This is a genomic window from Vibrio sp. ER1A, from assembly GCF_000733315.1.
GTDB lineage: Bacteria > Pseudomonadota > Gammaproteobacteria > Enterobacterales > Vibrionaceae > Vibrio > Vibrio mediterranei.
In genome coordinates this window covers 1-24,298 of the sequence record NZ_JPJA01000100.1, presented here as the reverse complement: position 1 = coordinate 24,298, position 24,298 = coordinate 1, and the positions used below count along the sequence as shown (strand labels likewise).

Here is a 24,298-nt window from a genome sequence, read left to right as displayed (position 1 = left end):
CAGGCCACGTTGGATGATGGCCTGCTGGGTTACATGGCGGTGCGGGTAAAGCTGTCCATATTGGACTGAATCATTCGCTCTGCTTGCTTGCGCTGGTTAACCAGTTGATTGAGCTGAACCAAACGATTGAGCGCCGCTTTAGGGGCTTCATCCAAGTAGGCCTGCATTTTTTCAATGGTGCGCTGAATGCGCTCGGCGTCTTTGCTGTTGTCGGAGTCCGTAAAGGCGGCCATCTCAAGGTGCAATAAATCGGTTAAGTATCGAGACAATAGCTTCGCGGTGATGATTTGCGCGTAATCGTGGGCGTAGTTCGCCACAGGCTCATGAGACTCCATCACGTTAGTGAGCATTTTCAGGACAGGCAGCGGCGTGATGTCTAAAAACGCGTTCTCTTTGTCGTTGAATTTGGCATCACTTTTGTACGCGGCAGCAATAGCGTTTAACGTCGTTTCCACTTGATGGTAGAACGCCTTTTGCACATCGATGTCGATGGTGCTTTTTGTGGGGTGCAGGCAGGTGTCGGTTTTATCGCAATGGTAGATATCGGCGCCGTGACCGCCTTTAAGCAGCAGCTCAATGCCCTTTTGGTTTTGCAGGTACAGCGACGGCAGCGTGGTCTTATGACTTTGGTCATCGTAAATCACGGTACCTGAGAGTGCCATCACCAGCTCAGACAGTTCGGTGTCTTGGGCGAGGTAGCTGTTTTTTCGGATGTGCTTCCAGGCGATGTTGACGTTCACGGGCAGTTGGTCGTAATCGTCTTTTTTTGCCGCTTTTGCAACTTCGGCAGTCGCACCCCCACCAGAGCACTGCGCTTTGGCATCGGCTGACGTTTTACCGTCAGCAATGGCCGAGCGGATACAAGCCATCTCTTTGCCTGCGTTTTGCGCTAACGAGGTCAGCCCCGTAGCATCGACCAGTGATTGCGCGGCTTCACAGGAGTTCAGGCTCATGTTGTTGAACTTGCTGGCCCAGTCTTGAAGCTCATCCAGTAGGCTTGCCAGTTGTGGGGTTAAGGTCTGGATCCCCATTTTCAGCGCGAGTGGTCCCGCGGCGTGTCCGACGTTTTGTAAAAACTGTTTGAACTGTCCAGCATTAATGAATGAAAAGCCGCCGCCGTAAACATCGATGCCACCACAGCCTGCTGAAATCGCTGGAAGGTTGATTTGCCCGATTTCCAGATTCGACACGGGATTTTTTAACGACAGTCCGCCAGCGCTGAAGTAATTGGCGCTTTGGCCTTTAAAGGCCGATGGACTGGTGACATTGGTGTTATAGCCTAGACCGTCAAAGTAGTTGCCTAATTGGTTATTGACCGAGGCTTGGGCTGCCGGTGACAAGGTGAGCACCATGACAAACAGTGACACGGCGCTCTTCCTCTTCGCGGCGCGCAGCCACGAAGTGAAACGGTAAAGTAAAGCGAGCATGGCATGGCTCCTTATTGGCGAGAGGTGGAGTAAGGGGTGCGAGTGTAAAAACCGTCAGGTGGACGTGGTCTTTCTACACGTTGCCGTCCTACCCCCTGAGTCCATAAACTGGTGAGCTGGCTGTCGGTGACCGCGCCCGTGGCCAGTCCTATGATGCGTTTGGGATTGGCTGTGCTTTGCGCTAGCAGAGCGGGAACGCGAATACTGCCATGAAACCACGCCGCGCTGTCACTGGGACTGAGCGCTTCAAACGTGGGGTAATCGGGCAGCCCTTTCTGGGTGATGGAGATGGCTCGCACGGGAATATGGTGTCGCTTTGACCACGCTTTGACGATAGGCGCGGTTCGATGACAATACGGACACCAATCGGCGAACACAAACACCAACTGCCAAGGGGACGTTGTTGCCGGTTTGGGTTTGGGAGCAGGGCGCAGCAGTGTCGTGATGTCACTAGATTCTTGCTTGGCGCGCGTGCTTATCATGTTGCCAAGCGTGTCTTTGCCTGACGCACTGGCGGCAATCGGCGCGAGTAGCGTCAGTAGCGTGAGCAGGATACCGCTCAACATAGGAATAGTATTAAGGCGAGTCATGGTAACCGTTCTCGATAAAGTGAATGTGACGTTTGATGGTGTCGATGCTGTTGATGCCATAGCTGACGGCCACTTGCGTGTGCGTATGAGGGTTCACTAAGATGACCGCTGGGGTTACTGCGACATGGAGCTTACCCTGGTTGGCTTTCACCTCACTAAGCTCAGGCAAAGGGCTGCCATCCAGACTGACGCCTAACAAGGATAAATGTTCACCCTCCGCAAACTGGCGGATTTGGCTGGCGAATTCATGCAAGTAGACATCCCCAGATTGGAACACCAAAAACAGACCGGCCCCTTCACGGGCGAGTTTGGCTAAGGTGGCTTCCACTTGCTGGTCTTTTTGTTCAAAGAACGCACGTTTAGCTCGCTCTCCAGTGGGGTGCGTGGCGTTATAGTCCAGCTCAGGGTGGAGCAGTAAGGTTTGTTGCCAAGCGTCTGCCAGCTGATGGGTTTTGTCCCAAGACGCCTCGATGAGCGATTGCAATCGATACAGGTGCTCAGGCGATGGCGCCATGACGGCCGCGGCTTTGGCTTCCTGAAACTCTGCTTGCCAGGCTTTGAGTTGCTCGGAATAGCTAAGTGCTTCATCGCTGGGTGGCTGACTTTGTTGTGGTATTGGCGTGTGCACCGTATTGACCTTGGGCGTATCAGGCTCTGTCACGGTGGGCGTTGGGTCATCGTACCATTGCCATCCCTTGCCAGTGTGCGCCCAGACAGGGAGACTTAACGTGAGCAGCAGAGCACAGGCGATGAAAGGCAGTGAGGGTGAGTTGGCCTGTGATAGGCAGCGTGTGTTCATGTTTCCTCCAAGTAACGGCAGGTAAGGGGGCGTAGGCGTTGCCTACAACGACGATGGCTGGTCAGGCACGTGTGGTCTTAGGCGTTGCGAGCCAAGGCGAGATGAACGGCCCGCCGAATAAGTGGCCACTTGTTTCAATGCGATAACACCAAGGAGCAGGACTGCAAGACGAATGGTGACATCAAATGCACCAAACCAGAGGGTGTCTATGCCTTGCTGCCAGTGCACTAAGGACAGGTGTTGAAGCTCTGGCCCATAGTTTGAGAGCATGTTGTAGAGTGAAAATACAAACAACGTGGCTTGCATGACCATAATGGCGGCAGCGACACGAAGAAGGGCGAGTAACGATGTCAGACTTTGGCTAAGAAGAGAGCATAACGTAGTCATAGGTTGATTTTCCTTGGTAAAGCCTGCCCCTACAGAGTCTGCAGGGGTAAGGTGGATTAATGGATAGAACTGGATTCAAGGTGGCCATCATCGCCGGCCGCCTGAATGCTGACAGTGGCGTGAATAATGCCGATCTCGGTGCCAAGGCGAGCGCCCGCGTAAGCCGAGCAGCTAATCAGTAGCACGGTCGCACAAACGCTTATGAGACGTCGAACGGGTGGTGTTAATGTCATAAAAATGGTTCCTTGTGTTGGGTGGTTACCATAAACCTGTTGAATCCAGTCCGTACTTTGCTAGCGCACTGTCTATTCCTAACGTTGTGCCCGCTGCTACGGCAGCGAAGAACAGGATGAGCGTCAAAAGAAAGCGCAGATAAGGGTGCAACGATGACAGTGACGAGCCGTCTTGCGGTGGTTCTTGTTGGCGTTGAGTAGTGTTGTCCATGTATTTGTCCTCTTGAGTTATGGTGGCCAAAAACGTAGGTTTGGATACATTCCTTCGTCTCTTTCTTCGTTAGGAGAGTGAGTGTCTTGTTATGATCACGGCGTCCCCATCTGTTGATAGCGAGCACGAATGGCGTCTTCGTCAGGCTCGACACCGTGACTGGTTTCCACGACCAGTCCCTGCTCTCGTAGGGTTTGAGGGTCGAGGTCGTGATAACGCTGCGTGAGCTGTGTGCCGGTTAATTTACCATCCCCTGTATTGGTGGTTGTGGGATTGAGGTTATCGCTTTTCATGGCGCTGAATTTGGCGTGCAGCGCATTGACATTAGGCAGGGTGGGCGGTTTGATATCCCCGATAATCTCACTAAAGTCGATGTGCTCAAAATCGAGCTTGGCAAACTCTTCCTTTCTGAGTCCTTCGCAGTTGGGATGCTCTGGACTGCCTAACGATTTGCCTATTTGAGACCGTGCGGCCGTGATGCTGATGCGCGCCATTTTTGATGGGTAGACGCAGTAGGCTTCTTTTTTTCGAATGCACGCCCCTAATATCTTCTCTGCGCAAAACTCGCCCAGTTTGATGACGATATGTTTTTGTTTCGCGGCGGCAATTTCTCGCTCCTCTGTGTTGCATTGGTGCGCCCCAATTTGCCCTGCCCAACCGTCACTGTCAGAGCAGCAGTTAAACGCGCCTAATGCCCCGATGCCGCAGCTTTTGCTTTCGCCCCCAAAAAACCGCATCGTTTTGGGGTCAAAGCCACCCAGTTTGCACTCTGGCGGATTCTTTTTGTCGTTGGGGTCGGCGCCGCAGGTCATGGCGTTTTGAATCGCAAGACTGGTGAGTGCATGCGCCATGTCATGAGGAGAGCGGTGAGTTTGGGTTTTGCACCACGGCTCATTGGGGTAGCGCGTACAATCGGTCAGCGCATTGGGCTGGCTGCATACCAAGTCTGTGCTCTCTTCCACTTTGGTGGTACATGTTTGAGTGACACGGTTGGCAATGCACACGCCCGCTATCTGGGTTTGGCACGTTTGGCTTTGAGGGACGCAGTTGACGGTTCCGACCTTTTGGTGCGCTTCATCCACCGACGTATGCGGCAAGGCAGCACAGGTATCCGTGACAGGGCAGGTCCACGTTTGGGTTTGTTGCCAGCATGATTGTGAAATACGCGACGTCACGCCCATCCCATTAGCGACAGAGCGAGTGCCTGCTCCTTGTGTGCAGATGGGCGCGGTGGATGTGCACTGTGCTTTCGTCAATGGGGCTTCATTGCAATCGTGACGCCAGCCCATCACGGGAACCGCGTGACGGTAGGTGATGGTGAGAGTGGGGTGCAGCGAACGACCAATCGTGAATCTTGAACCTCCCCCTGATGATAGGCCAAAGGTGACGTTAGCGTTGGAGAGGGATAGGTTCGGTGAAAACGTATAATCGCGCGTGCCAATGGCTCGTATGTGACGATAATAACCGTCTGCGGTCATAACGCCTAACGATTGGTGTTGCAGACTCAACCACACCCTATCACCAAAAAAGGCTTGTAGGGGGGTAGGCAGATGCACCTTAACCTGAGTGATAACCGCATTGGAGACAGGCATAGTAAAGGCATAAAACTCCCCGGCTCGCGCACCGGTTTGAGTGGTATGAGGGTGAACCGTCACGGTCCCGGTTTGCAATTGGTCTTTGATGCGAACGCGCGTCAACGTGCACGTGATAGGGCGGTGCGTTGGCACAATGCAGCTTTGATTGACCTTGCTGTAGCGATAGGTCACGCCACCGGTGCAGTCGTGGTATTTGTCGTTCACGCCCCCTGCCACTACGTCGGCGTTTTTTACGTAGTCCCCATATTGTGATTCTAACGTCGATAGCGACGGGATGGAGCCATCGGCCTTGAGCTCTGCGATTTTATCGTGACGGGCTTTCGCCTCGGCCTCAAACCCTTGCGCTTTGAGGGCTGCTTGACCTTGGTGAGTTAAATTGGCATCGCCTTGAAGCTGAGCGCTGCCTAAATGGCTGGTATCGCTGCTGTAATACTGGCTTTGCGATGGCGTGTTGGCGTCTTTCAAGCAGTCGGCTTGCGCTTTAGGGTCATCGCGTTGACACAGGGAGGTGAGCAGGGCATTGCCTTTCTGCGCATCGAGGATACCTTGCAGTGACAATGGGTCAGCGGCCTGAGAAACGTGGCTAAATAACGCGGCGCTCATTATCAGGCCAGCTATCAGACTGACTCGTCTTAAGGGGAATAGGTTCATCTCATTGACTCCTAAAGACCGTGACCGCGCGTCCCGTGCTAGGAGGCGTAGTCTCTGATGGATTCTGGCTTGAACGGGTTTTCAGCGTATCCAGCAGTGAACGCGCCAGTTCGCTGTGCTCACCACTGATGGCAAACTGCTTGAGCGCTGCCATTGGCGTGAGGTTGCCAACTAAACGGTCGGCCCGGCCAGGCTCGGCCTGACTCGCTTCGGCTGGACTAGACTCGGTCGGACTAGACGGTGAAGTCTCAGTCTCTTGCAGCACAAAGGTAGGCACGCGCGTGACGTGCCAGGCGGTAAAGGCATGAGGGTCGATGCTGACGCCGCCGAGCGGTGGCAAATGCTGTTGCTGCATCTGAGCCATCAATTGATAGACCGCATCAATGGTCGCTTTAAACCCCTGTGGCAGCACGCCGCGTATCATGACCGGTGCGCCAAGTTCACTGGCCTGTCTGAGTAGAGGGATAAGCGAGCTTTGAGGCATACTCAGGCTCACAAAAATCTGCAGCGGTGGCGCGGTTTGCGCACCGGCAGGGGCATGCTGAGCTTGCAGATTGTTCAGAAAGCGCTGAACATCATCAGGGGTTTGCAGGCTCTGCGCGGGCAATGTGCTTAGCTCGTCAAGCGCCGCTTCAAGCGAGGTGTCAACATTGGGGCGACTTATGGCCAGAGGTGAGAGCAGGGCTGTGAGTAGCCCTGTGAGTAACGGTAGAGAGAGACGTTTCAAAATCAGCTCCTTATTTAGAGCGCCATGCAGCTGCGTTTGCGCCAGGTGATAAAGCCGTAATTGTCTTTGCCTGTCACCGGATTGTTACGGCCAGACTCCCAACGCTGCGCTGTGGTGCCATAGGGATAACAGCGGTCTGGACTGGATGTCGGACGGCTCATCTGATAGCGATAACGCGACTTGGGCAAAATCGGGTCGGGAACGGCGAGACAATTTGCTGGGTTGGGGTCGTGGGTTTCCAGTACCATGCCTTGACGGTGCAGCTTGAAGTTAAAGCGCTCCATCAGTAGCAGGGCATTGCTGATACCAGAGCGCCGTTCGCTCGTTTGTCCGGTAAACGGGTAGACCACGCCTTGACTGCCCATACACCAAAACAGCGCATCAATCGGCGTGCTGTTGCCAAGCAGCGTTTTTGCAGCATCGGCGATACATGCCAGTGCGGCTATTGGATTGCCAAAGAGCGCGGCTTCTGGGTTTTCAATCAGCGCCAAGTCTTCATCGTGCCATAGTGGGTCAATTTCGGTCATGTAGGCCATATCAAAACCACCGACGGTCGCGCAGGCGACATTTTCCAGTACGTCCAATATGGCGAACACAGGATACTTATACCAATGCACATCATAAAATCCGCCTTTGGCATTGGCTTTACCGCCGCTTTGATGGGTATCTGTACCGCCCATCTTCATGGAACCTGCCCCGCCTGAAATCGAAAATCCTAAGTTCTCAAGACAGTACGGCTCTCTGACCACATCGACGAGCGAATAGGGTTCCCAGTAGCTGATATTGACCCCAACACGGTAAAAGACTGGCGGCGGGGCTGGGCATTCTCCCACCGGAGAGCCGCCAGCGTTATCATCAGGAAGCCCCTGTGTACTGGGGGCGGTGGTGGTTGATCCAATTCGCAGTGGGAAAATGCAGTCCCAACAGATATCGCTCACGGGGTTGAGCATACCCGTAGAGCCGCAAGTCGCCCCTGCTTGGCTCTGAGCGCTCCAAAGGCTAAGACCAAACAGGAGCAGACAGAGAGGAAGTGACCACTGGAATGTGGCCGCGTGTCGTGGGTTCATATCATTCTCCTGTACTTCTGTCGGTAAACCCTAATGTCTGATTATCTTTTGGACAGAAAAGAGGGTTGGGGGCGCAAATGACGGGTTGAGTGTGGGGTGGTAGACAAGGCCTCTAACTGCCCCAGAAAGTCATCGAGCGTGAGCGCGTGATTCTTTGACCAATAGGGGCCGTTGGAGAAAAACTGGGTCTGGTTTTCAATGTCTTCTAACATCTCTCGATATTCATCAAGACGGTGGCGTATTGAAATGGGTGAGTGAAGCCTGTCAACAGGGAGGTTGGGAGGTAGTAACCGTAACTGCTGTGCCATTTTCAGCACACGATATTGAAGCGATAATAAGCGCATAATACGTATCCTTAAGGTTAAGTTTAAGTTTGGTGGGTTTGAACGACTCACTTGCCCTATTTATTGTCTTTTGACCACGTTGTGGTTGACGTTAAACTCCTCAATACGCCAGTGCATGGCCTCTTGATACACCAGTGATGGCACGTGTCTGAGGTGCAGCTTTTGGCTCAAATACCCACCTTGGTCAAACCAGAGCTTGTGTTTGAGCGTGTGGTGGGTCTGTTTGATATCGCCCCCAATTAAAATCAACGTCAGCGAGTCTGGGTATTGCTGGCTCATTCGGTTTGCCCATGCGACTTGTCTTGGGTCACGGCCATCAAAGAACGCCAACTGGTTGGGGTAGCGATGACCTAACCGTTCAAACGGATTAACATGAGTGCCAGCAGGTACGATGACGCGACCCGTGTTATCGGTAATGTCTTGGGGCACCCTAAGCGAGGGGTCAACGGTGAAGTGCGCATTGCGCGTAGCAACGGTTAGCCCTTCAACCGGTGTGGGACGTTGGCCATAGCGTTTCAGTTCGGCTTTCAAGTCATCGTTAAAGTGCTGTAATGTTCCGTCAGCCTGTTTTTGAGCCAGGCGCTGATGTATCCAGTCCAGCATGTCCACCTCACCAATGGCAAAGCTCTCGCCCATCGTGCCTAAGTTTTTGGCATAAAGCAGAGGGGAGAGCGTCATTAAGGTGGTGAAGAGAAAGGCATTAAAGTGACGGGGTAACCGTATCGTTAGCATGATGAGTGTCCTCAAAGTCCGCCGTGTGGTCATCGGCCGAATGGGTTAACGCAGAACGAAGCGCCCGCGCGACCTCGGGCGTGATGTCGTGCTTAGGGGTCAGCAGCGCGTCTTGACTGACCACGACCACGCCGGTTTTGGCTTCGTAGGTATGAATGAGGCGCGCCAGCGTGCGAGAAAACTGCGTTAGCCGCTCGGTACGCGCCTGTTCACTGAGCCATGGACTGGAGAGCTCGTCATCAAACTGCGCAATCAAAGCCGGTTTGTCCACACTCACGATGGTGGCCCGGTGAGAGGGATGCACGATGGGCATCAATAATAAGGACGCCCCGATGGCAAGGCTGGCGGTCAGTGTGTGCGCCAGCACGTGGGTAAACCAAGAGGGTGTGGTCATGTGATGTCCTCCTTTTGCTGCTCCGCCGCTTTAATAGCATCAAAGCGCGCGATGTCCTTGGCATAAAACGTTTTGGCGGTGTGAATGACTGCGGTGGTGATGTCTACCCCTTGTTTGAGCTGCGCTTCCACGTGAGTGAACTCTTCGGCTTCGGTGGAGAGCAGCGCGCGCGTATACGGGTCGCAAAAGAAGCGATGAAAACTGCGCCGTCCGCCCACACGTAGCATCAAGCTGGAAAAGCCCGCTTCCTTTGCGGTGGGGAAGGCGTTAATTTGACTCACTTCATGGGGCGTAAACGCATTGGGGTTGTTTTTAACGTACGTAGCAAAGGCTTCGCCTTGTCTTAAATACAGGTGCACATCGGAGTTGTTGTAGGCCGCTTCTGAGGCGCTGGATTTAAAGAAGTCAGACACGCCTTGAGTGACAGTGACAAACGAGCCTCGAAACTTACGGGCGGTGCGATAGCCTTCTTCAATAAACTCGGAGGCGGCAGGGTCTTTGCCGTTCATCAGTTTCCACGCTTCCTCGATGATGGCCATCTTCGGTTTGGTGCGGTCACCAGAGAGGTACATGGCTTGGTTGATGTTCACCATCAGCGCAAACACCACTGGTCTTAACACATCGCCTTTAAATCCTGACAGCTCTAACGTGGTGAGGTGCGCGTTCGGGTCAAGCTGAGAGGGTAAATTGAACATGTCCCCAAAAATATTGCCTTGGCAATAGGGGGTGAGCGCAAACGCCAAATCCAAAATGCGGCGGTCTTCGCCTTCACGCTGGGCAACCTCAGTTAAGGCCGCTTGCACGTGGTCTACTAACGTATGGTCACCGTGTTGCTCCCACGCGTGTGAAATCGCTACAAGCAGCGCCGTACGTTGATGGTCACTGACGCCTTGATTGGGGGAGCATAAGATGGCAAACAGGGAGACGATGTCCCCAATGGTCTGTTTCAGGGGATTGACCGTTTCGCCGTTATCATCTTTGAACTCATCGCCTTGGGCGATACGGGAGAGGTGCGTAAAGGGGTTTAACGCTATCTGCTCGTGATTCAGGTAGACGCCGTTTTGCAGTAAGGTGAACTTTTTGTAACTGTCACCATTATCGAGTATCCAGACATGACCGCCTCGCTCAATCTGATTTTTCGCCAGCGCTTGGGTGAAAAAGGATTTACCGGAGCCAGAAGCCGCGGCAATGGCCACATTAAAGTTGTCTCCCCCGGCTTCAAAGGGGTCAAAGTAGTAGATGCTGCGCCGAAAGGTGGGCAGCAATAAACCAGGTTGGGTGCGCTGTGGGTCGGCCACTAAGGGGGTGAAGTTCACCAGATTAGAGGTTTTTAAGGTGCGCACCAGTTTCAGGCGGGCCATGTCATCAAAAAAGCCGTCAGAGGGAAGAAATGGCAAGGTATTGAGTAAACACGCGGCATGAATGCGGTGATTAGGCAGCAGGCGCAGCGCGCTATTGGAAAAAGCGCTTTCTGCGGCGATAACATCCCGTTTTCTCTTTTCGTCCGTGGTTTTAAGTACCACGGTGAAAATGGCACTCGCCAGTTTGCACTCTTCAGAGCGCAGGCCACTTTGTAGCAGCTTTCGGTCATTGAGCTCATCGACCAGCCCAGGAATGAGTTTGGCCATCGGTGAGTTGGCCCATTTTTCTAAACTGGAGATTTTCCGTTCGTTTTTCATACTGGTACTGCCACTGTCATGCAGCGTGAACGCCAGATTGATGCTCATTGGACAGGTGACAGCTTTGGCCGCTCTGGCGAGGTCCGCCAAACAGTTGGGGAGCGAGAACAGGTGAAACTGCTCGGGTAAACGCTGAAGCCCTAGCGTGACCACGGTGGTGTCTTGAACGTGACCTTGCGTATCGGTAAATCGGCACGCCAGCGATTGGTCGCGTACCAAGCATTCACTCCCTGGTAGCGTCGCTTGACTGGCTAAGGATTCAAAGGGCAGCAAGTCAATGTCTGGGTCGGTTAAGGTCTGCTGGTCAAAGTGGAGCGTGTCACGCACCTTGGCGATGAGCGCAGCGTCATCGCATGGACGAGTCCACAGCCCCATTTGGTTAAAGCTCAAGGTCAGGTGCTCCATCACGTCCATGAGTTTGTCTTTATCGCCAGTGGTGGTGCTGACCCATATCGTGCCCGTATGACGGCGCAGGTCGAACTTGCACTGCTCCCCGAGTTTTGAGTCAAACGAATGGCGAGCGCCGTATCGAGCGTAGGTGGCTTCGTTACCCGCAAACAGGGCATGCACGGCGTGGCTATCCGACGTTTCCCCTTGTTGACAGGCTCGGGCGTTGGCCTCAATAGCGTGACCCACACGATGGTCCATAGACAGCTCAATCTGGTAGCGCCATTTTTTGCCTTCAGGCAGAGCGCAGAAGATTTTGTTGAGCGACTCCACCTCACTGTCTCCTACGCCTGCGAGCGGTGCAAAACGCAGTCCCATGCCGATACTGGTGGTGTTGATGAACAGGTGCGAGGCGTCATCAAAAAGATGATACGGCAGCTCGTCAGATAGCGATGGGGTGTCACGGCTCTGTTTGGCCGCGTTCAATAAGTTAGATAGGCTCATAGACGGTCGTCCTCTTGGTGGCGAATGACGGTGGCAGCGGGTTTTGACCAGTACGGTTTGCTGAGCAAAATATCCAGATGGGCGGTATCGTGGTAATTGCCGTGCTCATCAATGAATGGAAATATCACCATGTGCGCGGTGCGCTCAGGCACCCGAAGGGGCGTACTGGCGAGCGGAGGGGCATTGACATCCAGTGCTCGGGTCGGCAGCGATATAGGGGTGTGCGACGTGGCCTCTTCCCCATAACCACGGGTGACGTGGCCATCCTCATCGGCAGCAATGATGCCGTTATTGCTCATGGTGTTGACGTCACTGAGCGAATCACAGCTGGCAAGACCATCGATACGTGTACAGCTGGGACTGTCTTTAAAGCCAGTGCAGCCGGACAAGATGGTCAGCAGACCGGCCGTGACAAGCAGGCGACGCGTTGATACGCCACGTTTTGAGAGGCGTCGTAAGATTGGGTGATAATAGGTTGAGGAAGCGTTCATATCATTTCCTTTTGATGGCTAGGGATACGCCCTAGCTATCGATGATGGGTTAGGGACGACCAGTCGCGCGTCCTAGGTTTTGGTTGGCGGCGTTAAGTAACGCGGCTGCAGGACTGGCGGTCAGTGTGGTCACTTGAGACTGTGCACTCGCTTTGGCGGCGTCCATGGCTTTGGCGTATTGCTCGGTGTCATACAAAGGAAAACCTTTGAGAAAGACAATGTTGACCACAGCGCCTTGGCGCAGCTCGATGTCAGGGTGGTATTTTTCCGCAAGCTTGAGATAGTAGTCACTGAGCTTAGCGGCCACTTCTGAGGTGGCGGTGCCTAAAATGTTGAGTCCGGTTTTGCTCGGGTCTACGCTGTTGGTGGTTCCTAGCGCTGAGGTCGACTGGGTTTGAGACAGCCCCGTAGCGGCATTCCCTAATCCGGTTAAAATGCCAGCCACCCCCGCACTTTGTATGATTTTGCTGTTGCGCATAATCGCCGTACCTGCGATGCCGTTCTTACCAAAGTTAAACACCGTGGCTTCAATGGGGATGTCTAGGACACTGCCGTCTTTGCGGATGCATGATAAGCGGTCTCCCCGGACAATGCCTCGGGATGACGAAATGTCGCCATAGGCACTGCCGGTCATGGTGCAGCCTTTGAGTTTGGTATGATGGCCATTGGGCAGGAAGCCGCCATTGAGCATTTTAAATAGAACTGGTGAGGTGGCGGACTCTCCAGAAACGCCCGCATTGGCCTCTGCGCCGCCTGTCATGACCGCAGTCACAAAGCTGCCTGCAGGAACGTAGTTTTTTGCGCTGCGTTTGTGGCGGTTTTTCGGCTGCTCAATCACAAATGTGTCAATGCCCGTTGGCGTGAGTGGCGCGCCAGGCACCAAGGTTTTGAGTGCGCTTGTACTAGGCGCCTCCTCAAATCGCGCGCTGTCTTCATAATGAGGCTGTGGGTATTCAAACGGGTCACGGCCTGTGGAGAACGGCGGTTGATGGGAGGGTTTTGACGATGGGCCATCAAGGCCTTGACCAAGTGCACTGTCTTGCGCGCTATCCATATCGTGAGCCACACCATTGGCGACGGCCTGCTCTAGCTGCTCGGTGGCCAGCTTGAGCTTGTCCACCAAGTCGGCTTTCTCCTGCTCCCATGCGGTACGTGCGGATTTCATGGCTTTCGTTTGGGTTTGGCTCTCCTGAATTAAGGTTTCGTTTTGGCTGCGCAAGGTATTCACATCCTTGCTCAGTGTTTGCAAATTGGCCTCGTTAAGTCTGGCCGCGGATTGGGCGTCATCACTGGCGTACTCTTCATCCAGTNCTTCNCCANAGCTTGGCGCNGCTTGTACCACCTGTGGGGCTTTCCTTTNNGTCATTAAGACATAACCGGTGGTCATTGCCCCCACGACGATAAGCGCGCCGATTAACAATAGATTGTTGCGAGCTTGTCCACTTTGATTGAGGGCGGTTTTGTCTTCACTGTCTAAGTCGCTGTGCTCGCCTCGTTTGAGAAAGGCTTGTAGGCGCTCTGATAGAGTCATATTCACTACTCCGTGCCGGTATTAGTGACGATTTGATACAGCCACGCTTGTCCGCCTGGGGCAAGACTGGCCACGTTAGGCAGTATGACTTCCCCTTGTAGTCCTTTGACGTACCACTGACTGGGGTTAAGTGGCGTATCGTGGTCTGTCTGGTTAATTAAGCGATAGACGACGATGCTTTGTGTGGGACCTTCATACACTTCTCTGGGTACGGCGTTTAAGGCTTTGCGCGCCCCGTGAATGAAATGATGCTTGGCTTGGTCTTGGCAACGCATTTTTTCAGAGGGTTTAAGGTTTCGGCATGAGGCGGTATCCGGGCCAATGGGGTAATGCGTAAACCCAGTCAGTGGCCGATGCTGCTCATGACTGGTAATGGCGCGTTTCATCAGCTCGCTTAAACGGGTGATAAAAGGTTCACTGTTGGCGTGCTGCTTCATTTGCGCTACTTGATTTTCTTTGAGGGTAAAGAGCGCCGTTACAGCAGGGATAGCTTTGGGGATGGCTAAAATCCCAAAGTGGCGACCTTGTTCGGTGTCCACAAAGAAGGTGAAGGGTGCGAGTTTGGTGCGCTCACCCGAGACGGCGTCTTGTTGGGTATTGATGGACAGTAAAATACTGCCATCGCCAGCGGGCTTTTTATCGACCACGCAAAACCCACCAGGACAGTGGACGCTGGTAATGACATCGCCACTGACCACAAGACGGTTTAAATCCACGCCGGATAGGGTGACTTGCACCGTGTCATTATCGGACAGGGTGTAGGACTTCGCGCCGCGAACGTGTTCACTGATGGTGTGCTCGGTGGCGTGAGCCAGTTTAGTGGTGCCCGCGAGGATGAGTATTAACATCAAGACTGCCAGTTCAGCAGGCCAGCGTTTGATGGGCTTGAAAAACAGGGGACGCATGGACTTATTCCTTTTTCTCAGGTTGACGGGTCATAGAAGCGAGTAAAATTAACCCCTCCGGCGCTTGAAAGCGCAGGCGTAGGGTTTTCGGTTTGGGCGGCAAGGCGCGCAGCTTGACGTATTTTTGCTGCACCCCTTTGACCACAACCAGACCTTGGTCTGGCAGCACGCGAATGCCTTCAATAAAAAAACTGCCTGTGACCCCATCTTTGATGATGACGGCGGCCTCTTTATCGAGCATGGCCGCCAGATGTCGCTGCTCATCTGGCAAGGCGTAGCGAAGTAGCTGAGCATTTTGTGCTCGTACATTATCTGGCGTGACGTTAAAGCGAAGCCAAACCAGATATTGGGCGAGCTGGGAGAGGTAACTGGTGTCCACGTAGTCGCGGCCAATGGTGACCGGTTTGGTGAGAGTGGGCGGAATAAGCACAGTACGGGTGCGGTATAACGTGGTGTAGGTCAGCGCGCCCGCTAATAACACCATCACCACACCACAGACGGCGAGGATGCCCAGTAAAGTTTTACGGTGAGCCTGCGTTAAGTCACGCAAGAACTCGTGAGTGTCTTGCTTCATTAGCCCCTCCAGTAACGTAAGTGAGAGGCAGGGAGGCGTTTGAAGGGGTAGCGGTTTTGGTCACTGGTGAAGTAGTAATACAGACAGCGACTGAACACATTGATGCCAAAGCGCCCTTTGATGTATCGCACGGTGAAGAAATATCCCGCCGCGACCATCGTGCCGATGAGTTCGTGGTGCACCATAAAGCCCAGCGCACCGATAATAAGAGTGGGTAAACTTTCTTCACGAGGTAGACCCATGAATAAGGCGCCATTATCTAAACTGGCTGGGATGAGGTAGTACTGTTCGGGATGTTCCATGGCGTGCTCCTTCGTAACGGTGTAAAAAACTACGCAATCCAGCCGATGGCCAGCGAATAAAAGATATTGGCAATCACAAAGATGGCGATGCCAAGTGACCAGTTCTTTTGAAATACGCCAGTGAGTACGGCGACGATAGCCGCGCCCGCCATGATGCCGTAGTGAATGGTGGAGTCGCCGTCTACCGCTTTAGTGATTTGGTCTTTACCACTGGCGAAAGGGTCGGTGGCGGCCGCTAAAGCAAAATGCGGCATCAGCGTCGCGAACAGGGCAAACAGCACCAGTAAGGCCCAAGGCAGAGCATGTGAGAACGTAGAGTGGGTAGATGAAACGGAAAAAAACATAGTAAGGTTTCCTTATTGTAGAAATGAGTGACGGGCGTACGCGTGGCGAAAGCGCGTCACATAGGGGTTGCCCTTTGGGCGATGAAATCCAGTAGTGAAATTGCCACTGAAATAACAACTGGCGGTGGCATCGAGCCAGACCAGAGGTGAGTCGTGTGGGAACTGCCGTTTGGCACGGTCGTGGCAGTCTTTGAGTAGCTGCGCGCCGTACGTGATGTTGGTACAAGGGTCAAAGATGGGTGTATCGACATCAAAGTGCTGCTGGTTGATTTGCATGAGTCCTGCGCTGACGTTCTTACCGGCGGCGATAAGGGTTTCGAGCAGTGCGTAAGCGTCGGGCTCAGAGACGGGTTGTGTCAGTGTTGTTTCTCCAACGGCGGCTAGTGCGTAGGGACGGCCAGAAGACTCGATGTCGATAATGGCTTCAATAACCTGGGGATGCACTTGATGTTGACAGTTAGCAGCCAGAGTTGGGATGTCCATAAAGACAGTCCTTTGGGTTCATTGAATGAGCGATATCCGCGGTGACGGTACTCCTTTGGTCTCGACAAGAGGCGTGGCCTCGTTATCGCAGCCAAAAGCGAGCTGAGTATCATTGAGTCCACCGAATCCGAATTAATCGTCCGTATGTCCTAATTGTGTGAATGGATGACAAGGATAAATCGTATGCGCGTTTTCGAAACTCACGCTCTTGATCTCTCTGTCTTTTAATGTCACCAAATGGTGATGTTGCAACACCTCTTTTTGAAAATAACAAAAAAGATGTGCTTCAACGGAAGGTTGTTTGAGGTACTGCTCTAGGTCAGCTAATGTTTGAATGACATAAAGCGGTGGTCGATGTGATGTTTTCATTCGATGGTGACTCCTCTAGCTTGAGGAGCACACCAAAGTCAGATTTGACATGTCAAATTGACGAGTACAAGTGATCAAAGTGCAACCACCATATAGGTGACTGCGTTTTAAATGAGAAATTTGTGCCATAGAGTTTTCCTTTTGGGAATAACAAAACTCGCGATGATGCTACCGTTTAACGGGCATTATCACGGTTTTTGCGCAGCATTACTGTAAAAAGCACTCAGTTGCTCGACGATGAGATGAAGTCGATCGTCGTCATTGTCCTGCTCTGGAGAATGATAAATAAAGAGATGTCGAAGCGGATCAGCACTTCGAGGAATAGTGTTTGCTAGGTTAATGGCTCTCTCTACTTTGGTCTTTTTGCGTACATGCTTATAAGAAACATTGAGTTTTAACTTCCCTGCCATAAATGAAAATCCTGTCAGTAAGTAAGGCTCTTTCACTTTCATCAGCGCAGAGCAAAGCTGAACCCAACCACAGTTGCGAATCGTTAGGGTGTGTTTGAGGAATATTTTTTCCATGAATGTTCATGTGGCTTCCTCGTCAATGGTGCTATGCAGTGGAACACGCTTATCAGCATTTCGTTGCGGCGCACTCATTTGCCTTGGCACAAATTATTAAAGAACGGTGCATTCAAAGGCTATAAACTTGAATGCAATACTGATTCTTTGAACAGTATTTAGGTAACAGAGTAAATTTTTAGTTTGGAGATTTAAAGTGAAACTTTATTATCTTAATTGAAGATTTACATAAAAAGTAAAACTATTCTTATAAAAGAGGAGAATTAGAGAGAGTTGCTAATGTAAGTAAGGTCGAAGAATGTCATTAGGTGACAGAATAAAAAAGTTGAGAGAAGAGTCGCTACGCATATCAAAAAAAGAACTCAGCGTATTGTTGGGAGTTAGTCAATCTGCCGTGAATCAATGGGAAAACGGCACGAACTACCCATCTCAAAAGAGGTTGATTGAACTATCAAGAGTGTTAAGTACTACTTATGAGTGGTTAGTAAATGGAACAACGATTGCGTTTGGAGATGGCTCAGAGTATGAAATCCCATTCTATGATGAAGTACATTGTAGTGCTGGTTCTGGATTTATAAACAATGGTGAGGAATCCATTTTAGTTAGCAGTCACTTTATACCTCTTCCGAACGAAATAGCACTTGATAAGGTGATTGCTCTAAGAGTTCATGGTGATTCGATGGAGCCTGCAATTTCTGATAGAGGGATTGTTTTTGTTGATACTGCTGATAAAAAAATTGTTGATGGTAAAGTTTATGTCTATAAACAAGAAGATATTTTGAGGGTTAAGCGGCTAGAGTATAGTGTTAATGGTTTGGTAATAAAAAGTTTTAATGATGAGTATTCGGATGAAAAAGTAACTCAGAAAGAATTTGATAGGTTCTGCATTATAGGTAGGGTTTTGTACAGCATAAATATGTTTTAAACTAAAACTTTAATTGAAAAAAAAACCTCAAGGTGTATAATTCAGTTAGGTTTTTGAAGTAAAAGTGCATTACATAGCACGCTAACTACATAGTTTTCTATGTAGTGTATTTTTCAAGAACTAGAATGTGTTGAGCCTCCAACTTAACTACATAGCATTCGCAAGAAGCCGTTCTCCCACAAGTGAGCGGCTTTTTTGTATTTGTTATTTAGTGTTTGATCTTTAACGAGATCTTATGTACATTGAATATATATTGTTTGGCGTGGAAACCAAACAACCCTAAAATCTTGTGGAATCTAAAGTATGACTAATCAAAACCAATGTATCTGTGTGATACATTCTAGACACAAATCCCGTTACTTAAGCCCTTCTAGACTCTTAGGATTGAGAGTATCTAGCGCTTCGTGTGACAGGGGTGTGTCTCATGGCCTTATCTGAATCCCGAAAAGCATTTTTTAGAACTCAGCGTCTGAAGCGTCGTAAGATACGCCTTTCAATGCGTGAAGTTCATCAAAAGGCAATCGAACAATTACATCGAGACAGAACGGCTCGCGCAAAGTCTAAAGGTCGTTCATATCATCCAAGCTCTACTCATATAGGCTGGACTGCCGTTCGTGTAAAACAAGATGGCAGTTATGATCAATTACCGCCATATCTTAACACGGTTTTTAAAGCATGCCGTGAGTTTATTGATAACCCTCAACGTTTTAAAGAGCTGAGTAAGTGGAGCTGTATGAGACGTCAAGATACACGTGTGAATGTGGCTAAAGTTCTGGTTGTATTACTTGCTCGCAGTGATTTGATTGATGGGAAAATAGGCATTCCTACAGAGGAAGGCATGAATACGTTGTCTCACGATGAAATCATGAAAGAGTACGTACTTCGATGGGGAGAGATGATTGAAGATAGCAAGTATTACACTGTGATGCGTCATTTGCGTAACGCAGGGGTACTTTCTGTATTACAACTTCGAATTGAACTCCCTGGCTGTGAAGAAAAGACCTATCGCAGTGCGGCAAGCTACAAGCAACTCTCTATCCAGTTCTTCAAAGAGTTAAATGTCACTATGTATGAAAATATAGCAGTGATGATTTATAACAACCGTAGTCAAGCTGAGAGTAAAGGCTTTCAATTCCATTGGATTGAGTATGCTCGTATCGCTAGCAAAGTTGTGCTGAATACTATGGCGGCGACACTCAATGCAACAATGGCAACCATAACTCCCCATCCTCATACGTTCCAGTCCCCTACATAGTTTTTTGTTTTCACCGCCTTTACTGGCGGGGCTTTTGCACATCTGTCGTTCATGGAGAGTGATAAGGATCACTTTTTTTGTTCATGTGATGACGTGCAGAGGACGGATATTTGTTCCTTGAATTGATGAGTGTACAACTTTGTGAATAAAGTCATCTGTATTTCCTAAATCAGGAGCAACAAAAAAGAGTTACAAATCAAAGTAAAAGTCCGCTTATCTTATTGAATACTTCGTATATAAAGAAAAATATTATTATTTTGAATAATAATGAATTGAACAAGTTCAGTATAAAAAAAGTTGTCGCTAACGCTCCACAAAGAACAACGCGATACCGTTAGATTTTCTACCGAAAATCATCGCTTATAGTTCACTAGCAATGCGCCAAACTCTCTCTGTCTAACGTTCTTAACTAACGTGGACCGATACTACTAAAACATCTTTAACGTTTAACTACATCAACCACAGATACCGCTACGCGGGTCTAGCAGGATGGAGGGGGCGAGATAATGATCGATTTGATCACTTTAGATCTTCGAATGCGGTTAGGAAAGTGTTGAAAGGACTTTAAAAGCACTTGTGTTACAGTGTCACTGATTCTGTATAAATAAAAACCGATACTTCTTTTTATTTATACAGAAATATCAGTTTTATGGTTAAATATCAAAGGGTTATATTTAGTGGCTGGTTTTCATATCTTTTTGGATAATATCAAGTTCATCCGAAGATAACCCCGTCATTTCGATGACGAAGTTGCGCTCCATTCCTGATTTTAGAAGCTTGAGAGCAAAATGTTGGGTTTGCTCTGCCCTTCCCTGCTCTAGCCCCTCTTCTCGACCTTCTTCTCGGCCAAGTTGACGCCCACGTGCTTCACCGCGTGCTTCCAGTTGTTCAGCAATTCTCATGAATTCCTCCTCATGCTCTGGAACTCGTTGCGCTAACGTTTCCATCAAAACTTTTAAATTTGAGGTTTTACCCACCAAAATCAAGTATTCCATCAGCGAGCTGAGTTGGATATCGGTGAGCGTATGTTCTATTAACAGTGTAGCGAGTGTATCCACATAATCCAAGAGGTCGCGCTGTCTTATGTGTTTTTGCACTAGCTCTAACAGCGCGAGTTGTTTATGCTTTAAGATCTCATTATCTGGTGTCACTGTGAGATCAACCAAAGGAAACGCCTGTGTGTAGACGAACTGAGCGATGGCTGGAGAATCGAATAACTCCAACCAATTCATCGTGCCTGGGAACGGCGTTTCTTTTCCGTGATAAAAATGAATAGGTATTACTAGCGGTAACGTCTTATGTCCCGCATCTAAATGACGCTGCATGGCTGCAATAGCGTATCGAATCTGACGAAAGGCGATATAAGGATCGTAACTGCTTTGGTGCTCTACGACAATGTGGATGTACCCTAGCCCATCTTTTGTTTTCACAGAATACAATACGTCACTAAAATAAGCGCGGAGATCGTCGTCTAGAAAAGAGCCCGATTCTAACGTCAATGTACTTAAATCACACAATGATTTGAGTGATTCGGGTAAATGAACATCGAGAAAGGTTCGAGCGGTTTCCGGCACTGTTAGGAAGGCTTTGAATACCGCGTCGTGGGGAGTAGGACTCATGCTTCGCCGCTCCAATTGCTGTACTGACACAGCGCATCGATAAAAGGTTGTCGATTGAGTTGATACTCGATGACAACGTCATCCGACAAAATCCATTCTCTGATGGACGCTTCATAATCTTGCACGGCTTCATCCATATCCGGATTGTCTAAATAAGTGTGAAAGTCAGTACAGTAAGTTAATGCAATTTGCAATTGATGGAGAGGGGTAAATTGAGCAATTCGATAATTGATGGCCTGACAAGCTTTTTTAATGATCTCATTATTAGGATGAGAGCTGCACGTGACTCGAACCTGCTCCTTACTATTTACCCCAAAATCCACACAAGCCGGGCTATCAATAATCTCATTGAGATCAAGGAGTATGCTGTGATTGAGATGAAGGGACATAGCTGTGTTTACTGTATTTAGAATCTTTTGATGATTGTATCACATTTCTGTTGGCAGAAGAGTGAATCTCCGCATCCAGTATATTTGGGGGTTCAAGCGTGACGTTTCATCTGGAGGACGGGGTTAAAATGTGGTTAGGGGAATGTGGAGGGTACTTTAAAAACAACACTGTTACAATGTCACTAATGCTATATAAATAAAAACCGATATTTCTTTTTATTTATACAGAAATATCGGTTTTATGGTTAAATATCAATGGTTTACATTTAGTGGTTAGTTTTCACATCTTTTTGGATAATATCCAGTTCATCCGAAGATAATCCCGTCATTTCTATTACGAAGCTGCGATCCATTCCTGATTTTAGAAGTTTGAGAGCAAAATATTGGGTTTGCTCTGCCCTTCCCTGCTCTAGTCCTTCTTCTCGACCGCGTGACAGTCCTTGCTCAATACCTTGCTTGAGACCCTGTTGTCGACCACGCGCTTCTAATTGCTCTGCGATTGTCATGAATTTTTCCTCATGCTCCGGTACTTGTTCTGCGAGAGTTCTTACTAACGCCTCTAAATTCGAGGTCTCTCCTACTCTCACCAAGTATTCCATTAAAGAATCTAACTGTTTTTCCGTTAGATAATGCTCTAATAACAGTGTAACCACTGTATCTGCAAAATCCAATAGATCTCTTTGCCTCACATGTTTTTGGACCAGCTCTAATAAGGCGACTCGCTTGTGCTGGATGATCTCATCATCTGGTATCACTGTGACATCGACAAGGGGATAAGCCTGACTGTAAATGCTTTTCGCCAGATCTGGGTTATCAAATTCATCTAGCCAGTTCGTGCTGTATGGATAAGGGGACGTTTTTCCATGATAAAACAAAAGCGGTATGACGATAGGCAAGGTATCATGACCAGCATCCAGATGTTGTTGCATGGCCGCTATAGCGTACCGAGTCAATCGAAATCCCATATGTTTATCTGGGCTGCTTTGGTGCTCGATCAGTGCGTACACATACCCTGCCCCACTCTCTGTTTCCATGGAGTAGAGCACATCTGAGTAGTATGGAACCAGCGCTTCTTCCAAGAAAGACCCTGGTTGAAGTTGAAGGGTATTGAGATCACAAACTTGTTTGATTTGTTCTGGGAGATGCGCTTCCAGAAAATCTCGTGCCGTCTCCGGGACGGTAAGGAAGGACTTAAACAATCCATCGTGTATTGATTGTGGGGTTTTCATCTCATACTCTCACCGTTGATTGAGCTCTCATTATACACAACATCGCTAGGTTTTTGATATTCCGATAAGCTAAGGCTTTGAGCTTATCCTTCGGTGTGGTTTGTATTCTTCAATGGAATGACTGGCTTCATTTCTATTCCATTTTTTCTTTTGATTACGAGTAGCCAGTTCTTGTAATAACATCGCCTCTTTCATTATCCGCTTCGCTTGCTCACCTTGGTAATTTTCGCTCATTCTAGTCCCATTGTTTACCGGTTTCTAAGTGTTTCACGAAACATTCTATGTGACAATGCCTTAGCTCAGCGGTAGATTGAGCCTCTGAAATGATATCATAAACGGTGTCCTCTAATTCTTGTTTAGACTCGTATGGAACCTGTAGTCGATAATCATCCGAAGGGGTCTTTGTCATATCGTAATAAAAGGACCAGTCATGTTCGATATCTTCCCGAGTTTTCTTTTTCCCTCGTACAAACTTGCTATTGTTTTCTATACGCAGCCAAATCTCTAATGTCGCTATTTTACGCTTAGAGCGTGTCCCTGGTAATTGAGTTGAGGGGTGATTGTCTCGGCTCTGTTGCAAATACTTTAGACACCACAAGATATAGTGGTGTTAAAAGATCACAATATAACTACATATTGTATCGTAAACGCTATTTGCAACAGAGCCCTTTGAATTAATTGAAGTAAAGGGGGGGATATTTGATCAAATTACAGGGATAAAGACAACAAAATTTGGACAGTCTCTTGGCTAAAAACACCGTAGGTCAGTGGTATCCACCCTATGGACGATGCCAAACTTCTTGTTATGAACCTTTCAATCGTTCTTTGGCTAATCTCTGAGCCACTCGAATCACCGTTCTAGTGGACACACTGGTAAGCTTAGCAGTGTCGCTAATGCTCAGTTTATTGATAACTCTAAGTTGATAAATTTTTTCGTGAAGTTCAAAATTTGGTTGGCGTCCTCGATACTTGCCTTCTTCTTTTGCTTTCTTTATCCCCTCGGCCTGACGGCGGCGACGGTCCTGGTAATCTTTTCTTGCGATAGCGGCTAACATATCCATCATCATGCTATTTATTGCCTTGATCATCGATCCAGTAAATTCATCCGTAATTTGGGGTGAGAAAGCAATATGACTGGTTGGCAAATCTAGACTAATGACTTTGAGTTCTTTCTCGTACAGCATTTCTTTTAATGTAAACCAACTTTTTTCATCGAGGCGAGAAAGACGATCAATTTGCTCAATGATGATTGCATCACCAATTGCAGCATCATCAAGTAATCGAAGTAATTCAGGTCTTTGCAATGAAGCTCCTGATTTATTCTCAATATACCAACCAGCTACACGAAAGCCTTTTTGCTGTACAAATTGCTGTAATGTGCTTTGTGCACGTTTTGCATTTTGGTCAGTAGTTGATGCTCTTAGGTATCCAAAGATGTACATAGTTCTCTCAATGTGATATTTAAGTTATGATCCAATTAGGTGTGTCATATAGATTATGACAAATATGGATTTTATGTCAATTTTTACATATGACCTATGGGTATACCTATGTGATAGCACCTTTTGTTTCCTTTGTAACTAAGATAACTGGACTATCTAGGATATATGAGTTATCCTAGTTATCCTAGT

Annotated in this window: 28 protein-coding genes; 3 read left to right on the top strand and 25 right to left on the bottom strand. The window is 49.2% G+C overall.

Annotated features, from left to right (window positions below; translation table 11 throughout):
• Positions 1 to 29: 29 nt before the first annotated feature.
• From HW45_RS27620 to HW45_RS27605, 4 genes are read right to left on the bottom strand one after another with little or no spacing between them, the layout of a single operon-like run.
• A complete protein-coding gene (locus HW45_RS27620; protein WP_038231328.1) occupies positions 30 to 1,427 on the bottom strand; it encodes a conjugal transfer protein TraH in 1,398 nt (465 codons plus the stop codon).
• A gap of 11 nt (positions 1,428 to 1,438) precedes the next feature.
• Positions 1,439 to 2,017, bottom strand: a complete 579-nt coding sequence (traF, locus tag HW45_RS27615) for a conjugal transfer protein TraF (protein WP_038231326.1) — start codon at positions 2,015 to 2,017, stop codon at positions 1,439 to 1,441.
• Positions 2,004 to 2,816 carry a conjugal transfer protein TraF gene (locus HW45_RS27610; RefSeq protein WP_038231324.1) on the bottom strand — a complete coding sequence of 271 codons (813 nt, stop codon included), beginning with the start codon at positions 2,814 to 2,816 and terminating at the stop codon, positions 2,004 to 2,006. The genes traF and HW45_RS27610 overlap by 14 nt, the downstream gene beginning before the upstream one ends.
• 42 nt (positions 2,817 to 2,858) lie before the next feature.
• Positions 2,859 to 3,203 carry a hypothetical protein gene (locus HW45_RS27605; protein WP_038231323.1) on the bottom strand — a complete coding sequence of 115 codons (345 nt, stop codon included), beginning with the start codon at positions 3,201 to 3,203 and terminating at the stop codon, positions 2,859 to 2,861.
• A 59-nt stretch (positions 3,204 to 3,262) separates the two neighbouring features.
• Between HW45_RS27605 and HW45_RS30210 the strand changes: the two genes are divergently transcribed.
• Complete coding sequence (locus HW45_RS30210) at positions 3,263 to 3,385, top strand: hypothetical protein (RefSeq protein WP_268745564.1); 123 nt, start codon at positions 3,263 to 3,265, stop codon at positions 3,383 to 3,385.
• A gap of 76 nt (positions 3,386 to 3,461) precedes the next feature.
• Here HW45_RS30210 and HW45_RS27600 read toward each other — a convergent pair whose 3' ends face one another.
• From HW45_RS27600 to HW45_RS27525, 16 genes are all read right to left on the bottom strand, one after another.
• Positions 3,462 to 3,647, bottom strand: a complete 186-nt coding sequence (locus HW45_RS27600) for a hypothetical protein (protein WP_038231321.1) — start codon at positions 3,645 to 3,647, stop codon at positions 3,462 to 3,464.
• A 95-nt stretch (positions 3,648 to 3,742) separates the two neighbouring features.
• Positions 3,743 to 5,845, bottom strand: coding sequence for a conjugal transfer protein TraN (gene traN / locus HW45_RS27595; RefSeq protein ID WP_160171241.1), 2,103 nt, complete (start codon positions 5,843 to 5,845; stop codon positions 3,743 to 3,745).
• Between the two features lie 49 nt (positions 5,846 to 5,894).
• Positions 5,895 to 6,620: a type-F conjugative transfer system pilin assembly protein TrbC gene (trbC, locus tag HW45_RS28545; RefSeq protein ID WP_051868460.1), complete on the bottom strand. Its 726-nt coding sequence runs from the start codon at positions 6,618 to 6,620 to the stop codon at positions 5,895 to 5,897.
• Positions 6,621 to 6,634: 14 nt separating this feature from the next.
• The gene (traU, locus tag HW45_RS27585) at positions 6,635 to 7,687 is read right to left on the bottom strand and encodes a conjugal transfer pilus assembly protein TraU (RefSeq protein WP_038231318.1); all 1,053 of its coding nucleotides are present in this window, start codon (positions 7,685 to 7,687) and stop codon (positions 6,635 to 6,637) included.
• A 404-nt stretch (positions 7,688 to 8,091) separates the two neighbouring features.
• Complete coding sequence (gene traW / locus HW45_RS27580) at positions 8,092 to 8,763, bottom strand: type-F conjugative transfer system protein TraW (RefSeq protein WP_160171240.1); 672 nt, start codon at positions 8,761 to 8,763, stop codon at positions 8,092 to 8,094.
• Positions 8,732 to 9,157 carry a TrbI F-type domain-containing protein gene (locus HW45_RS27575; protein WP_038231312.1) on the bottom strand — a complete coding sequence of 142 codons (426 nt, stop codon included), beginning with the start codon at positions 9,155 to 9,157 and terminating at the stop codon, positions 8,732 to 8,734. Before HW45_RS27575 ends, traW begins: the two co-directional genes overlap by 32 nt.
• Positions 9,154 to 11,727: a type IV secretion system protein TraC gene (gene traC / locus HW45_RS27570; RefSeq protein WP_038231311.1), complete on the bottom strand. Its 2,574-nt coding sequence runs from the start codon at positions 11,725 to 11,727 to the stop codon at positions 9,154 to 9,156. The genes HW45_RS27575 and traC overlap by 4 nt, the downstream gene beginning before the upstream one ends.
• Complete coding sequence (locus HW45_RS27565) at positions 11,724 to 12,218, bottom strand: TraV family lipoprotein (protein ID WP_038231309.1); 495 nt, start codon at positions 12,216 to 12,218, stop codon at positions 11,724 to 11,726. The genes traC and HW45_RS27565 overlap by 4 nt, the downstream gene beginning before the upstream one ends.
• Before the next feature lie 49 nt (positions 12,219 to 12,267).
• A complete protein-coding gene (locus HW45_RS30425) occupies positions 12,268 to 12,978 on the bottom strand; it encodes a TraB/VirB10 family protein (RefSeq protein WP_443083050.1) in 711 nt (236 codons plus the stop codon).
• A gap of 776 nt (positions 12,979 to 13,754) precedes the next feature.
• Positions 13,755 to 14,654, bottom strand: coding sequence for a TraK domain-containing protein (locus HW45_RS28535; RefSeq protein ID WP_051868453.1), 900 nt, complete (start codon positions 14,652 to 14,654; stop codon positions 13,755 to 13,757).
• A 4-nt stretch (positions 14,655 to 14,658) separates the two neighbouring features.
• Positions 14,659 to 15,228, bottom strand: coding sequence for a type IV conjugative transfer system protein TraE (traE, locus tag HW45_RS27550; protein WP_038231308.1), 570 nt, complete (start codon positions 15,226 to 15,228; stop codon positions 14,659 to 14,661).
• Positions 15,228 to 15,530 (bottom strand): type IV conjugative transfer system protein TraL, encoded by a 303-nt coding sequence (gene traL / locus HW45_RS27545; protein WP_038231306.1) that lies wholly within the window; start codon positions 15,528 to 15,530, stop codon positions 15,228 to 15,230. The genes traE and traL overlap by 1 nt, the downstream gene beginning before the upstream one ends.
• Before the next feature lie 29 nt (positions 15,531 to 15,559).
• Positions 15,560 to 15,874 (bottom strand): hypothetical protein, encoded by a 315-nt coding sequence (locus HW45_RS27540; protein ID WP_038231305.1) that lies wholly within the window; start codon positions 15,872 to 15,874, stop codon positions 15,560 to 15,562.
• A gap of 12 nt (positions 15,875 to 15,886) precedes the next feature.
• On the bottom strand, positions 15,887 to 16,357 hold the full coding sequence (locus HW45_RS27535) for a lytic transglycosylase domain-containing protein (protein WP_051868451.1): 471 nt from the start codon (positions 16,355 to 16,357) through the stop codon (positions 15,887 to 15,889).
• A 132-nt stretch (positions 16,358 to 16,489) separates the two neighbouring features.
• The gene (locus tag HW45_RS27530) at positions 16,490 to 16,726 is read right to left on the bottom strand and encodes a hypothetical protein (protein ID WP_038231303.1); all 237 of its coding nucleotides are present in this window, start codon (positions 16,724 to 16,726) and stop codon (positions 16,490 to 16,492) included.
• Positions 16,727 to 16,914: 188 nt separating this feature from the next.
• Complete coding sequence (locus HW45_RS27525) at positions 16,915 to 17,250, bottom strand: hypothetical protein (protein WP_038231302.1); 336 nt, start codon at positions 17,248 to 17,250, stop codon at positions 16,915 to 16,917.
• A gap of 298 nt (positions 17,251 to 17,548) precedes the next feature.
• On the opposite strand from HW45_RS27525, the gene HW45_RS27520 reads away from it, so the two are divergent.
• Together HW45_RS27520 and HW45_RS27515 are read left to right on the top strand one after the other, a co-directional pair.
• Positions 17,549 to 18,175 (top strand): XRE family transcriptional regulator, encoded by a 627-nt coding sequence (locus HW45_RS27520; RefSeq protein WP_038231300.1) that lies wholly within the window; start codon positions 17,549 to 17,551, stop codon positions 18,173 to 18,175.
• 424 nt (positions 18,176 to 18,599) lie between these two features.
• A complete protein-coding gene (locus HW45_RS27515; RefSeq protein ID WP_152559732.1) occupies positions 18,600 to 19,430 on the top strand; it encodes a hypothetical protein in 831 nt (276 codons plus the stop codon).
• A gap of 674 nt (positions 19,431 to 20,104) precedes the next feature.
• Here the strand turns inward: HW45_RS27515 and HW45_RS27510 are convergent.
• The 5 genes from HW45_RS27510 to HW45_RS27490 form a co-directional block, all read right to left on the bottom strand.
• Entirely contained in the window at positions 20,105 to 21,049 is a 945-nt protein-coding gene (locus tag HW45_RS27510; RefSeq protein ID WP_038231299.1) for an Rpn family recombination-promoting nuclease/putative transposase, read from the bottom strand.
• Positions 21,046 to 21,438: a hypothetical protein gene (locus tag HW45_RS27505; RefSeq protein WP_038231297.1), complete on the bottom strand. Its 393-nt coding sequence runs from the start codon at positions 21,436 to 21,438 to the stop codon at positions 21,046 to 21,048. Before HW45_RS27505 ends, HW45_RS27510 begins: the two co-directional genes overlap by 4 nt.
• 266 nt (positions 21,439 to 21,704) lie before the next feature.
• Positions 21,705 to 22,667: an Rpn family recombination-promoting nuclease/putative transposase gene (locus HW45_RS27500; protein ID WP_038231294.1), complete on the bottom strand. Its 963-nt coding sequence runs from the start codon at positions 22,665 to 22,667 to the stop codon at positions 21,705 to 21,707.
• A 69-nt stretch (positions 22,668 to 22,736) separates the two neighbouring features.
• Positions 22,737 to 22,901, bottom strand: a complete 165-nt coding sequence (locus tag HW45_RS29660; RefSeq protein WP_160171239.1) for a hypothetical protein — start codon at positions 22,899 to 22,901, stop codon at positions 22,737 to 22,739.
• Positions 22,902 to 23,470: 569 nt separating this feature from the next.
• Positions 23,471 to 24,109, bottom strand: a complete 639-nt coding sequence (locus tag HW45_RS27490; protein WP_038231291.1) for a recombinase family protein — start codon at positions 24,107 to 24,109, stop codon at positions 23,471 to 23,473.
• Positions 24,110 to 24,298 lie beyond the last annotated feature (189 nt).

Excerpts from the sequence above, each read along its gene's own strand:
- traF (WP_038231326.1), bottom strand. The coding sequence starts at position 2,017 with ATGACTCGCCTTAATACTATTCCTATGTTGAGCGGTATCCTGCTCACG.
- HW45_RS29660 (WP_160171239.1), bottom strand. The coding sequence starts at position 22,901 with ATGAGCGAAAATTACCAAGGTGAGCAAGCGAAGCGGATAATGAAAGAG.
- HW45_RS27500 (WP_038231294.1), bottom strand. The coding sequence starts at position 22,667 with ATGAAAACCCCACAATCAATACACGATGGATTGTTTAAGTCCTTCCTT.
- HW45_RS30425 (WP_443083050.1), bottom strand. The coding sequence starts at position 12,978 with ATGACAGGCGGCGCAGAGGCCAATGCGGGCGTTTCTGGAGAGTCCGCC.
- HW45_RS30210 (WP_268745564.1), top strand. The coding sequence starts at position 3,263 with ATGGATAGAACTGGATTCAAGGTGGCCATCATCGCCGGCCGCCTGAAT.
- HW45_RS27605 (WP_038231323.1), bottom strand. The coding sequence starts at position 3,203 with ATGACTACGTTATGCTCTCTTCTTAGCCAAAGTCTGACATCGTTACTC.
- traW (WP_160171240.1), bottom strand. The coding sequence starts at position 8,763 with ATGCTAACGATACGGTTACCCCGTCACTTTAATGCCTTTCTCTTCACC.
- HW45_RS27565 (WP_038231309.1), bottom strand. The coding sequence starts at position 12,218 with ATGAACGCTTCCTCAACCTATTATCACCCAATCTTACGACGCCTCTCA.
- traN (WP_160171241.1), bottom strand. The coding sequence starts at position 5,845 with ATGAGCGCCGCGTTATTTAGCCACGTTTCTCAGGCCGCTGACCCATTG.
- HW45_RS27600 (WP_038231321.1), bottom strand. The coding sequence starts at position 3,647 with ATGGACAACACTACTCAACGCCAACAAGAACCACCGCAAGACGGCTCG.
- traU (WP_038231318.1), bottom strand. The coding sequence starts at position 7,687 with ATGAACCCACGACACGCGGCCACATTCCAGTGGTCACTTCCTCTCTGT.
- HW45_RS27530 (WP_038231303.1), bottom strand. The coding sequence starts at position 16,726 with ATGAAAACATCACATCGACCACCGCTTTATGTCATTCAAACATTAGCT.
- traE (WP_038231308.1), bottom strand. The coding sequence starts at position 15,228 with ATGAAGCAAGACACTCACGAGTTCTTGCGTGACTTAACGCAGGCTCAC.
- HW45_RS27540 (WP_038231305.1), bottom strand. The coding sequence starts at position 15,874 with ATGTTTTTTTCCGTTTCATCTACCCACTCTACGTTCTCACATGCTCTG.
- HW45_RS27620 (WP_038231328.1), bottom strand. The coding sequence starts at position 1,427 with ATGCTCGCTTTACTTTACCGTTTCACTTCGTGGCTGCGCGCCGCGAAG.
- HW45_RS27490 (WP_038231291.1), bottom strand. The coding sequence starts at position 24,109 with ATGTACATCTTTGGATACCTAAGAGCATCAACTACTGACCAAAATGCA.
- HW45_RS27575 (WP_038231312.1), bottom strand. The coding sequence starts at position 9,157 with ATGACCACACCCTCTTGGTTTACCCACGTGCTGGCGCACACACTGACC.
- HW45_RS27520 (WP_038231300.1), top strand. The coding sequence starts at position 17,549 with ATGTCATTAGGTGACAGAATAAAAAAGTTGAGAGAAGAGTCGCTACGC.
- HW45_RS27510 (WP_038231299.1), bottom strand. The coding sequence starts at position 21,049 with ATGAGTCCTACTCCCCACGACGCGGTATTCAAAGCCTTCCTAACAGTG.
- traC (WP_038231311.1), bottom strand. The coding sequence starts at position 11,727 with ATGAGCCTATCTAACTTATTGAACGCGGCCAAACAGAGCCGTGACACC.
- HW45_RS27525 (WP_038231302.1), bottom strand. The coding sequence starts at position 17,250 with ATGGAAAAAATATTCCTCAAACACACCCTAACGATTCGCAACTGTGGT.
- HW45_RS27610 (WP_038231324.1), bottom strand. The coding sequence starts at position 2,816 with ATGAACACACGCTGCCTATCACAGGCCAACTCACCCTCACTGCCTTTC.
- HW45_RS27505 (WP_038231297.1), bottom strand. The coding sequence starts at position 21,438 with ATGTCCCTTCATCTCAATCACAGCATACTCCTTGATCTCAATGAGATT.
- HW45_RS27515 (WP_152559732.1), top strand. The coding sequence starts at position 18,600 with ATGGCCTTATCTGAATCCCGAAAAGCATTTTTTAGAACTCAGCGTCTG.
- HW45_RS28535 (WP_051868453.1), bottom strand. The coding sequence starts at position 14,654 with ATGCGTCCCCTGTTTTTCAAGCCCATCAAACGCTGGCCTGCTGAACTG.
- HW45_RS27535 (WP_051868451.1), bottom strand. The coding sequence starts at position 16,357 with ATGGACATCCCAACTCTGGCTGCTAACTGTCAACATCAAGTGCATCCC.
- traL (WP_038231306.1), bottom strand. The coding sequence starts at position 15,530 with ATGGAACATCCCGAACAGTACTACCTCATCCCAGCCAGTTTAGATAAT.